Raw genomic sequence first — 12,025 nt, forward strand, 5'->3', positions numbered from 1 at the left:
ATGATGCAAACATATAACAGGGGGTTGAACGATGGAAGGCTTGAAGCAGCGTGTGGGCTGCCTGCATGCACATCACTCGAACATAGCCTATGTGGAACGAGCTTTTGCTTCTTATGAGGTGGAGCTGATACATTTTGTGGACCCTGGGCTTATGCGCCGGATCTCGTCAGACCCGCATTTTTCTGCGGACGATGCCAGTCGCAAGGTAGAAGAGCAACTAAGTTGGATTGCCCAAAGCGACATAGACGTTATTTTGATAACGTGCACGAATTATATCGTTTTGGCAGAAAAGGCTCAATTGACCATGTCTACACCAGTAATTGCGCTGGATGAGCCCTTTTTTCATGAGATATGCGATGATTTGCTGCCACGGACCTTGGTATTCACGAATCCGGCTACTGTAGAGGGAACGATGAAGCGTCTTTATCATACGGCTGCTCTGTTAGGCAAACCAGATATCTCTTCTTGGATGGAGATTAAGGTGGTGGAGGACGCTTTTCAACTGATTATGCAGGGACGTGAAGACGAGTATAAGGAATTGCTGGTCCGTTCGCTGTATGAGCTGAGGAAGGCTGATCCAAGCAGAGGTCTGGCTGTAGCACAGTTGTCTATGGTTGATGCTGCGTTACAGGTGGAGCTGGAGACGGGGGAAATGATTGACAATCCCTTACGGTCGTTGACGAATTTAATTGAGGATTTGTTAGGTTAAAAAAGTATAACTAAAAGAACTTCCAACCCGTGTTCTGGGACTATGGAAGTTCTTTTTTTGAGGCTGGCGAGCGGGTTACTTCTGCGTTGTTCATCACAGATTCTGTTGATCTGGGGTGATGAATGCTGCGCCTGCCGATTCTCTTTGGACAAGCGTAACGTATAAACGTTCATGCTCCACGTCTTCCCCAGCAATGATTTTGAGAACTTGTTCGGCAGCTACAGCACCCCATTTACGTTTGGAATAGTCAATCGTTGTCAGACGAGGCTGAATATATTGCGCCAGCTCGATATTATCAAAGCCGACGATATGAATATCCTTGCCAATTGTCAGTTCTGATTGAGCCATTCGATTGTAAAAGCCCACTGCCATTTCATCATTGAGACAAAATACGGCTACAGGTTCCGAACCCGGGCCATCTTGTTGCCGCAAAATGATTTCAGCCGCCTGTTCGCCACCCGATTTCTCAAAATCGCCGTCAATTTCGATCATTTCAGCGACGCCGTTACGCTCAATGGTCTGCTTGACCGCCTGCATCCGTTGCCATGAATCGTAAGAACCTTCTGGTCCGGTAACCACATATAGCTTACGGTGTCCCAATTCCAATAAATGTTCGATTGCGAGAGCGGCGCCCGCTTTGTTATCCAGCAGCACCTGGTTAATGTTAGGATGATTCAGTTCACGGTCCAACACGACAATTTTATGTCCTCGCTCGGCGTAGTTCAGTAGCTCCTGACTATCAAACGTCTGATCCAGCACAATGGCGCCGTCGATCATGCGTTCCGGTAGCATTCGGTGAGATTGCTTACCGCTGCATACGATGAGATCATAACCCTTGCGGTTCAAAATTTCCTTGATGCCGTACAGTAAATCTCCATAAACGTCTCCACGAAAATCAGTCAGGAAAACGCCAATAATTTTGGTCTGCCTTTTCTTGAGATTACGTGCGGCGGCATTGGGCACATAGTTAAGCTCTTTGGCAATCGCTAAAATACGTGCGCAAGTTTCTTCTGTTACCTTATCGCTACCATTCAAGGCATATGAAACGGTAGATATGGAAACGCCCGCCTGTTTGGCGATATCTTTAATGCTGACCACATCGTCACCTCCTTGTCGTCCGTCTTATAATTGCTATTGTATATTCATTATTAACCACATATCTATTCCAAATGTCGTAGTTCTACACATAAGCAGCAAAGGGCGATCCCGCAAGATCGCCATCCCTTTGTTGCCTATACCAGATTTAGCATCAAAAACTCTTTATAAAATAATCTCCAGACGGTGTACACCGTCATGTTCTGCTAAGGCCTGCTCGAAAATCTCACGTTTGATGCGCAAGGCACCAGAGCGGTAGCGATTATCATCGGCTGGCACGCTTTCCAGTGGTGTCCCGTTCAATACTGCACGGCCTTGCTCACTACCAGTACGCTCTTGCAGCATGCGGTAGACGAAGGTAATTGGTTTTCCTGCAAAGGAAAATTCAAATTCCAATCCGTCGAGATGATCCGGCAGTACAGGGTCCAGGATCAGGTCTTCGCCCGATTGACGAATACCAAGGACATTCGATATGAGCTGATTCATGTAGATTCCCGGACCGCTGGAATAGATTCTCCAGCCGCCTTTGACGGGGATGGCTCCTTCACGCAGTTCACCAAACCGCTCCTGTGCTTCATAGCGGGTGTTAAATTTACCGTCCGAGCTACTGAAATAGGCGTTGCTTTGGCGCCATTCGGCATTCGGTACGGACGCACGGATGCCGACCGGGTTGATGAGCTTCAAGCTGTGCCAAGCGTCATCCTTGCGTCCCAACTTGGCCATCGCTTCCGCAAAGCGGATATGGGCATGCACATATTGCAGCCCGACCTCACGTCCAAAGTTGGCCGCTTGCTCTGCACGCTTGAAGTGCGAGCTCACACCGCCATCATACTGTGCAGGGCGGTTCATCAGACGCACACCATCCGGGCAGAGGAACTGCTCACGGATGAGCTGCTCATGAGCCAATGCTTGTTCAGGCGTGAGCAGCTGGCTGATCATGCTGCGTGTCATTGGCAGCAACCGATAATGGATTCCTGTCTCGGTGTCAGACGGATGGAGCATCAGCTTAGGTTGGCCGGGCTCTTCCATATACACGAAGCCCGGAATAATTCCGCTCTCCAGCATGTAGCGGTTAAAGTCTTTACGGATGCCATTAGCCATTTGATGTAGATCTTGTGCAATCTTGTCGGCTTCGCTTACTACACCCGCGGGGGCCTGCTCCAAAGCAGCAGCAAAGTTACTAATAACTTGGTAGGTGAGTGCAACCGTCCAGCTGCTCGCCATGTATTGCTTCAGCTGAGCATTGGCTGGCTGGAGGGTATCATCCCAATCGCCGTCGCCATAGGCCGACAAATACGTATCATGAAGGAAATTCTCCCGAATATATTCGATTTCCTTCAGGGCATGTTCCATGAGAGTCGCGGTCTGCTTGGTATAATCGAAAGTATGCCGATGGGTGTAAGGTACATTTTCTCCCAGAATACTGTAATCACGGGTAGCGGTCAAATAGTCGCCCAGTACCTTGAGCGGCCAGACGATAATATCCCCATGGCTTTCTTCTTGCTGCACGTGAGTATAGTTGTCAAACATAAACCATTGCGGCCAGTTTCCGCTGTCCTCGTACTGATGGCTGAAAACAGTCAGCAGAATGGAACGAACCTCGTCGAACTTTTGCGTAGCTGAGAAATATTCCACAGGCCCCTGACACACATCACGTGTTCCCCAGGCTGCACCGCCGTATTGCTCCAGACCGTGAGGCACAGAGTAGTGAACGAGCATATTGTGGGTGTACCACCAAGCCACTGCGTTCACACGGAATAGCTCACTCGTTTCATGTTGACCCAGCGACAGATGGAAACCGTTCATAAGCTCGGCAAAATATTCCCGATAGCGCTCGCGCTCATCTTCAAAGGAAGCGTGACGCTCTTTGTGCGCTGATTCTTGCCCGGCTGAAAGCCCATTCAGCCAACCCTGCACGGTGCAGGTCCATTCGCTGCTGTCACCCAGCTCCAGCACGACTAGGGACGCATCAGCGGAAGCTGTACCCTGTAGCAGTACGTGAGCGTCGCTCACCTGCTGTAATGGAGCGCCCTCGACGTGCATTCGGTACAGCAGGTCTGGATAGGCTTCGGCACTCAGGGAAGCAGAGTCTGCCCGGAAGAGCAGGGCGTCACCTTCATGTTCCATATGAAACGGAAGCTCATATTCGTTCACATGCATAGACATTTGCTGAGTGATGAGGAACGGATAGGTTTTGCCGCTTGCCGCACGCATATGAAGCCGTACTTCTGGGCTATCAGCATTCGTATGGTTTGTAATAATGAATGTATCGTCAGCCGTTTTGTAGTACCAGCGCACATAATTAAAGCCAATCTCGAACAGGGAAGGCATCGTGAGCAGGCGGTATTTCCCTTGGATTCCGACATAGATACGCTGACCGGATGTCTTGGGAATATTGAGCGCATTACGCGCGTTGGTGATCATTTTGTTGAAGTTTGTATTGCCGATCACGAGCTGGGAATTGAACACCCCGTACATATAGGAGGTGGTTGTAATGGTTTCTTCCTTGCCTCCTGAGTAATGCCCGCCCATTAAAATGTGCCCATGGGGACGCTCTACACGAAGCTCTTTGGATTTGAGTACGACATGCTCATAGCTGTCCGTGAAAAAGGAAAGTAGTTCATCGCCATCCCGTTCTTCTTCCTGCCGTTTCGGGAAAAGTTGATTCACTTCGGCAGCGGTTAAGTCCAGCGTGCGCAGCGGCTCACCGATGGTTTGAGCTGGAGCCACACGCCCTGCCTGAAGATCACTTGCCGCGTGTGCCGGTATACTGGTCTCGGAAGCGTCCGCTAGAACGGTAGCTACTTCGTCACGTGCCTTTGTCACCAGCTCCTGATACTCCAGCTTTGTCACTGCGGCTGGATGATTGGGCTGGAACAGACCGTAAAAAGTAAAGCGAGCTTCCCCTGCAAGTTTCACCCGCTCAGATTGCAACGCGGTATAGGCGAATTCGTATTGGTACACTTCATTGGCGAGCGAGTCACGATGGAGTGCTTCCGGCTCATTCGTTTCTTTGTACGAAAGTCCAAAGAACTGAAATCCGTCAGTCGAGTAACCAACAGTGCGGGTTAACGAGCCTTGTTGAATGTATGGGAACGCCTGACTTTGAGGCTGGTTTTGACGTGAGCAAACGGTGTAGCCTCTTTGTTCATCATGGTAGACGGTGTGGTCAATATATTGAGACAAATAAGCTTCATTACTGCGCACAGCGGCGGTATCGGCAATGCCAATATCCTGACCGTACACGACATCTGCTTCCACGTCATCGCCCTGTAGGGTTACATCCCAGAACCATACTCCCAGGCGGCTTAGCGTGAAGGTCACCTGATAGCCTACACCAGCGGTGAAACCCTCCCAAATAATCTGCTGATCCGTTTGTCGGATGACTCCCGGTGAGCGAATTCCAAGCAGGGGAGTGATACTTACACCGGACGGACGGTACAATCTCAAGTACAGATTGTTCAAGGAACCGTCGACTGAATTGGTCAACAGTTGGTTGATCATCGTTGAGCCGTGGGCGATCTTATACACATCACCGCTGCTCAAGAAGGTAAAAGACAGGTCGCCAGCTCGCAGCAAAATATTTTGATCCAGACTTGTATTCATCAAAGGGAACGCCTCACTTTCCTGTTTATTTCATTAACCGAAAACGGCTTTCACTAGTATCTCGGCTGTTAGGTCCTGTAAAGACGGCAAATTCACCGCTGTCACTACTGAAGCTCAAATCTGCATGATGATAGCGCAGCTGAGGCTCGGTCAATGCAAATTCAACTTCCCGGCTTTCTCCTGGGGCAAGAAGGACTTTGCAGAAATCTTTCAGTTCTTTCATTGGACGAACCGTATCACCGCTGATATCACGAATATAGAACTGGACGGTTTCCTCGACCGGACGTGTTCCTGTGTTCGTTACCTGCACTTTAATGGTCAGTTCCTGACCAGGTATAAGGGTATCGCCGGAAAGCTGTACGCTGTCATAGGCTACATCGGTGTAACTCAGTCCATAGCCGAACGGGAATAAAGGTTCGTTTGGTACGTCTAGATATTGGGACACGTAGCGTTCTTTTGTATTCGGATCTAACTGCGGGCGTCCCGTATTAAAATGATTGTAGTACACGGGCACCTGTCCGACCGATTGCGGGAATGACATGGTCAGGCGACCCGTAGGTTCGGCATCACCGTACAACAATTCGGCAATCGCCGCGCCGCCTTCACCACCAGGGAACCAGGCTTCCAATACGGCGTCTGCTTCTTCAATGACACCGTGCAGATCCAACGGACGACCATTAAATAATACGGCTACCATAGGCTTGTTCAGCGTCTTCAGGCGCTTCACTAGTTCCAACTGGGCTTGTGGCAGGCGAATATTGGAACGGCTGCCTGCTTCACCACTCATATCGGAGCGCTCACCAAGCGCCAACACGATAACCTCTGCTTGGCTGGCTGCTTGCAGAGCTTCCGCATATTGCTCCTCAGTTATATCGTCGATAGAGCAACCTGCCGCAACCGTGAGCAGCGAGGAGGATATTTTCGATTGGAATCCGTCAACAACGCGAATAGCTTCCTCCTGTGAACCACTCCACGACCAAGAGCCCAGGATATCACCGCTCTCTGCAAAAGGTCCGATCAACGCAATATGTTGATTGCGATTCAATGGAAGAACGGAATCATTTTTGAGCAACACGCAAGATTTAATAGCTAATTCTTTGGCAACCGTACGGTGAGCTTCGCAGAACACAACTTCACGTTCACGCTCAGGGTCTGCGCCGCGTAGCGGATTTTCGAACAAGCCCAGCTTTTGCTTGAGCTTCAATATACGCATCACGGCTTCATCAATGAGCGCTTCATCCAGTTGTCCGCTGCGAACCAGCTCAGGCAGATGCCCGTTATAGCAGGAGGTCATCATTTCAATATCTACGCCAGCCAGCAGTGCTTTCTTCGCTGCCTCGCGCTCATCCTCGGCGATGCCGTGAGGGATAAGCTCCTTGATGGCGGCCCAATCCGAGATGAGCACACCATCAAAGCCCCATTCATCACGAAGCAAATCACGCATCAGGCGCTTATTGCCCGTTGCGGCTACGCCTTCTACGGTATTGAAGGACGTCATCACCATTTCGCAGCCTTCATCTAAAGCAGCTTTGTAGGAGGGGAGATAATACTCTCGCAGTTGCCAGGCGGATACATCTACAGTGTTGTAATCCCGTCCGCCTTCGCCAGCTCCATATGCGGCAAAATGCTTCACGCATGCGGCCACCCGGTCGGTATCGTTCGTCAGATCTTTACCCTGAAACCCGCGCACAAACGCACGAGCAAATTCGCTGTTGAGGTAAGGGTCTTCCCCTGTAGATTCCATCACACGGCCCCAGCGCGGGTCACGCACCAGATCGACCATAGGAGCGAATGTGACGTGAACACCGGATACAGCCGCCTCGCGGGCTGCAATGGTAGCGCTCTCTTCTGCAAGTTGCATATCCCATGAGCAACCAATGGCCAGCGGGATAGGGAAAATCGTTTTGAAGCCGTGTACAATATCTGCCATAATTAAAAGCGGAATACCCAGACGATTTTTACTCAAATGAGCCTGCTGAACACGAATCGCTTCCTTGGCCCCTGCGATACCAAGCACGGAACCGACGTTATGGACATTTTCCTCTGTGATGCCGAGAGAAGCCATGGGGCCAGTAATTTGACTATCCGTTCCCGCTTCTTCAAAGAAGGCACCCACAAGCTGTAGCAGTTGATCGACTTTTTCTTCAAGCGTCATGTTTTCTAAATAGGAATTCAGTTGTTGTTCCATCATAATCCTCCATAAGCTGTATTGTTGGTGGACAGCTCTTTTTTTTCAGATTCATGAGATTTTTTGGATAAAATTGATTCAAAAAAGTGCTGAACAGGCTAATAGCTAGTATAGAAGCATAATATTCTGTCGTATTATTAATCGAAACGTTTCTATTGTTGAACTCAGTTGGATTATATACGCTTTCAAATGGAGAGTCAAATCCAATTCAGGGGGTTTTCATAGGCTAAATAACGTAATAAAGATGATATAAACGAAAAAAAGTCGGGATTCTGAGCGAATAAAATATAATATTCCTATTGAATACGGTTTCAATTTGTTCTATAATGACTATCGAAACGTTTCTATTGACGGGTATGGTCCTTGTGCTTTGAACATAAGTGTTATAGCGGTATGCTTTAATCGCTATGTATTTACATGCATCAGGATTTTGCAAGATTCGATTCCAGTCGCTCCAAAATGCAATATATAGATGAACGAGACCATTTCGTTCTATATATTGTTCATTGGAAGTCGCTAATTGTATTTTCGCAAAATCCTCGTATTTGAATCCGTTATCATATTGCATGATCGGTAAACCGATCATCTCGGGAGGAATTCGTATGATGAAAAGAACGTTGGGGATCATTTTGGCAAGCACCTTATTACTGGGGGGCGCGCTGGTAGGTTGTTCGTCCAAGGATGATTCGTCCGGTAAAGATGCGAACGGCAAGACGACCATCACCATGTGGGGCATGGGAGCGGAAGGAAAGCTGCTGCCTGAAATTGTAAAAGATTTTGAGAAAGAAAATCCAGATATTCACGTCGATGTACAGGCGTTACCTTGGGATAACGCTCACGATAAATTGCTAACGGCTGTTGCCTCGAAGTCTGGTCCGGATGTGGTCCAATTGGGCACGTCATGGGTACCGGAGCTTGCGTCTGCGGGTGCATTGACGGATATTACCCCTTATATCAGCAAGTATCCTGAACTGGAATCGAAGAATTTCTTCGAGGGTGCTGTAGGTACGACAAAATTTGAAGGGAAACCGGTCGGTGTGCCTTGGTACACTGAAACGAGAGTTTTGTTCTATCGTTCCGACCTACTGAAACAAGTCGGATATAATGAAGCACCTAAAACGTGGGAAGAGCTTTCCGATGCTGCCCAAAAGCTGGCGGCTCGGGGCAAAGGCAAATATGGTATCTCCTTTAGTGCAAAGGAGCAGTCTATGGGCTTTATGTTTGCTCTCCAGAACGGTTCCAAACTGGTTGACGAGCAGGGCAATCCGTTGTTCAACCAACCACCGTTTGTAGATGCTGTGAAGTATTTGAATACTTTTTTCCAAAACGGCTCTAACGCAGTGGATATTGGAATTGACTCTGTTCAAGGTTTACAAGGTGATGGTATCGTTCCAATGTTTATCAGCGGTCCTTTTATGATTAAAGAAATCAAGAGCAAGGCACCAGAACTGGAAGGTAAATGGAATATAGCGGAGCTTCCTGGCAAAGTAAACAACCTGTCCGTTTTGGGTGGAGCGAACCTTTCAATTATGCAATTCAGCAAGCACCCAGAGGAGTCGGCCAAATTCATGGCTTACATGAGTAAACCAGAAACGCAGCTGAAATGGATGGAACTGTCCAGTAACTTGCCTGCGGCTACTAAATCGTGGGAAGACGCCAAGCTTAAGAGTGATCCGATGCTTCAAACGATTCGTAAACAGCTGGATCATTCCGCAGCATTACCGCAACTGGCAGCATGGGAAGAGGTTTCTCAACAATTCATCAAGAGCTTTGAGCGTGTTTACCGTGGTCAAGCCGACGTACAGAAGGAAATGGATGACTTTAATCAGCAGGCTGCAAGTATTATGAAAAAATAATGATCCATATCCGCCATTGTCAAAGGGAGTGAAGGCATGAAAGGAAGCTCGCAGAAGCTTGCGCCATACTTGTTTATCGGTCCCTCCATCATCCTGTTGACGCTGTTTTCGCTGTTGCCGATTCTACTGGCGCTCGTAATCAGCTTCACGGATATGGATCTGTCAGGACTCGTTAATTATGAAAGTATTCGCTTTATAGGATTGGAAAATTACACGAACGTGCTTTTGGACCCTTCCTTTATAAAGTCCCTTGGTAATACCCTGTTCTTCGTCATCATCGGTGTTCCGTTGGTGCTGATATTTTCGCTTAGCATCGCGATTCTGATTAACATGGGTAAATCACGTGCTTTCAAAGTATTCCGCGTTGTGTTCTATCTACCGTCCGTAACGAATGTGGTTGCGGTCGCAGTCGTTTGGAGCTATCTATATAATCCGACGCTTGGATTATTCAACTATGTACTTGGTTTAATGAATTTAGGTCCCGTCCCATGGCTGACCGATCCAACAGTAGCGAAGGTTTCGTTGATTGTGTTGGCAGTTTGGCGGGGCATCGGCTTAAACATGATTATTTTTATTGCGGCTATTAAAGGGATTCCGGGTTCTTATTATGAAGCGGCTCAGCTTGACGGTGCCAATACATGGCAGCAAATTCGTTATATTACGCTTCCGCAGCTTCGTTACGCTATTTTCTTCGTGTCCATCACGACGATGATTGGCTGGCTGCAATTTTTCGAGGAACCGTTTGTCATGACTAAAGGGAAACCGCTCGATGGCACGCTGACAGCATCCCTGTTCATTTACAATAACGGCTTCCAATTTAGTAAATTCGGGTATGCCGCGGCGGGATCGTTCATTCTGTTCTTCGCGATCATCGCGGTGACGCTGATTCAGTTCCGTTTGCAAAATAAAGCGGAGTCCTGATAGAGAGAGGTGATGAACGTGAAAACAGCTGTTCAGCAAGCCCGCGCCAATACGCGCAGTGGTGAAAAAACATTTCAATGGTTCGTGGCGATTCTCCTGACCGTGGGAGGTCTGTTGATGGTGCTGCCTTTTGCGTGGATGATATTATCCTCCTTTAAGACAGAGGGTGAGGTAACCAAAATTCCTCCGACCATCTGGCCGCAGCATTTTACACTGGATAATTTTAAATTACTATTCGATAGCATGGCTTTTGGAACCTATCTGACGAATACGCTGATCATTGTTTTAGCTTCCTTCTTCGGATTATTCCTGAATGCCATGGCAGGTTATGGCTTTGCCAAATTCCAATTTAAAGGCAAAGGGTTTCTATTCTACCTGGTACTGGCAACGATGATGATTCCAGGTCAAGTGACGATGATTCCCGTCTACTTGATCCTGAACCAGATGGGATTGACCAATTCCATGCTGGGGATTGTCCTTCCTGGATTGGTAGGCGCGTTCGCGATCTTCCTGTTCCGGCAGTTTATGTCCGATATCCCGGAAGAATTGCTGGAGGCGACACGTCTCGATGGAGCAGGGGAGTTCCGTACTTTTCTGCAAATCGTATTGCCTATCTCGACACCAATTCTGGCAGTACAGGCCATTTTAACCTTTATTGGTGGATGGAATAGCTTCCTGTGGCCGCTCATTATTGCGAACGATGAGAAGCTGTACACCTTGTCCGTCGGGCTGTCACTGCTCAAGGGGCAGAACGAAAGTCAATTTGCTCTTCAAATGGCAGGCTCGACCTTCATGGTCGTTCCGATCATGATTATCTTCATTGTTTTCCAAAAGTATATTATTGAGAACTACACGATTTCGGGGATTAAGTAATAGTGTAGTATGAATACAAGTCATAGTCACAAGAACGAACAGCGGAGCTTCTCTTTGGGAGAGGGGCTCCGCTGTTTTTGCTGTACATAGATATATTTATATATGAGTTAGACAATATTGATGGGACAATGTACGAAGTTTTCTTTTCAGTCTATAGATTCGAGTCGTTGTAGCCGTAACCGAAATATTATATTTGGTAGCGAGCAAGGGCACAGACAGTTGTCGACAAAAGTAGTCTTCATAGAGTGTATATTCATTGTTGGAAAGCTGCATTAGAATATTAACGATAACCGTATCCACATCTCCCAATCTACGATTTTCCCACTCCTCCTCTACCGAATTTGAAAAACTACAGATTTTCTCACATTCAAGCGTAGTTTCATGCTTTTTTTGTGTATAGTAGCACCTAAATGATTTATATATAAGATTTTTAGCCGTAAGGTACAGCCAACCCTTTACATTGGGGTGATGTTTGAGCTTGAGCAATTGCTGTCTTGCCGCTACAAAAGTATCTTGTGTACATTCTTCTGCCATAAATGTAAAGCAAGACTGATTCTTGATTAAATGCATACAGAAACGATATACCTCACTCAGATAAAGTTCACAAATTTTTCTGTAAAAGCATCTGGAACTACCTCTGCACTGATCCTCTTTGCAACAGTCGATAACCATCGTAGTCGGCATTGTTCAAGCCCCCTTTGGACGGATAAAAAATAAATGATTTTTGTATGTGCCAATCATATACATTAATTCCAATTTTCAAGAATGACATAAATC

The 12,025-nt window shown here is 47.5% G+C and carries 8 protein-coding genes; 4 read left to right on the forward strand and 4 right to left on the reverse strand.

Annotated features, from left to right (window positions below; genetic code table 11):
• Window positions 1-31 precede the first annotated feature (31 nt).
• The gene (locus MKX30_RS23955) at window positions 32-709 is read left to right on the forward strand and encodes a hypothetical protein (protein ID WP_068938332.1); all 678 of its coding nucleotides are present in this window, start codon (window positions 32-34) and stop codon (window positions 707-709) included.
• A gap of 93 nt (window positions 710-802) precedes the next feature.
• Here the strand turns inward: MKX30_RS23955 and MKX30_RS23960 are convergent, their stop codons facing one another.
• The 3 genes from MKX30_RS23960 to bglX form a co-directional block, all read right to left on the reverse strand.
• Window positions 803-1,807: a LacI family DNA-binding transcriptional regulator gene (locus MKX30_RS23960; RefSeq protein WP_341063652.1), complete on the reverse strand. Its 1,005-nt coding sequence runs from the start codon at window positions 1,805-1,807 to the stop codon at window positions 803-805.
• 162 nt (window positions 1,808-1,969) lie between these two features.
• Window positions 1,970-5,410 (reverse strand): GH36-type glycosyl hydrolase domain-containing protein, encoded by a 3,441-nt coding sequence (locus tag MKX30_RS23965; protein ID WP_023986617.1) that lies wholly within the window; start codon window positions 5,408-5,410, stop codon window positions 1,970-1,972.
• A gap of 25 nt (window positions 5,411-5,435) precedes the next feature.
• On the reverse strand, window positions 5,436-7,598 hold the full coding sequence (bglX, locus tag MKX30_RS23970; RefSeq protein WP_341063668.1) for a beta-glucosidase BglX: 2,163 nt from the start codon (window positions 7,596-7,598) through the stop codon (window positions 5,436-5,438).
• 602 nt (window positions 7,599-8,200) lie between these two features.
• Here bglX and MKX30_RS23975 point away from each other — a divergent pair.
• Genes MKX30_RS23975 through MKX30_RS23985 form a run of 3 tightly spaced genes read left to right on the forward strand, consistent with a single transcriptional unit; the run spans window position 8,201 to window position 11,248 of the window.
• A complete protein-coding gene (locus tag MKX30_RS23975) occupies window positions 8,201-9,454 on the forward strand; it encodes a sugar ABC transporter substrate-binding protein (RefSeq protein ID WP_034094959.1) in 1,254 nt (417 codons plus the stop codon).
• A 36-nt stretch (window positions 9,455-9,490) separates the two neighbouring features.
• On the forward strand, window positions 9,491-10,375 hold the full coding sequence (locus tag MKX30_RS23980; RefSeq protein ID WP_023986621.1) for a carbohydrate ABC transporter permease: 885 nt from the start codon (window positions 9,491-9,493) through the stop codon (window positions 10,373-10,375).
• 18 nt (window positions 10,376-10,393) lie between these two features.
• Window positions 10,394-11,248, forward strand: coding sequence for a carbohydrate ABC transporter permease (locus tag MKX30_RS23985; RefSeq protein ID WP_023986622.1), 855 nt, complete (start codon window positions 10,394-10,396; stop codon window positions 11,246-11,248).
• Between the two features lie 96 nt (window positions 11,249-11,344).
• On the opposite strand, the gene MKX30_RS23990 is transcribed toward MKX30_RS23985, so the two are convergent.
• A complete protein-coding gene (locus MKX30_RS23990; protein WP_028541959.1) occupies window positions 11,345-11,932 on the reverse strand; it encodes an RNA polymerase sigma factor in 588 nt (195 codons plus the stop codon).
• Window positions 11,933-12,025 lie beyond the last annotated feature (93 nt).

Origin of the sequence: Paenibacillus sp. FSL P2-0173 (assembly GCF_038008045.1) — a bacterium.
Lineage (GTDB): Bacteria > Bacillota > Bacilli > Paenibacillales > Paenibacillaceae > Paenibacillus > Paenibacillus polymyxa_B.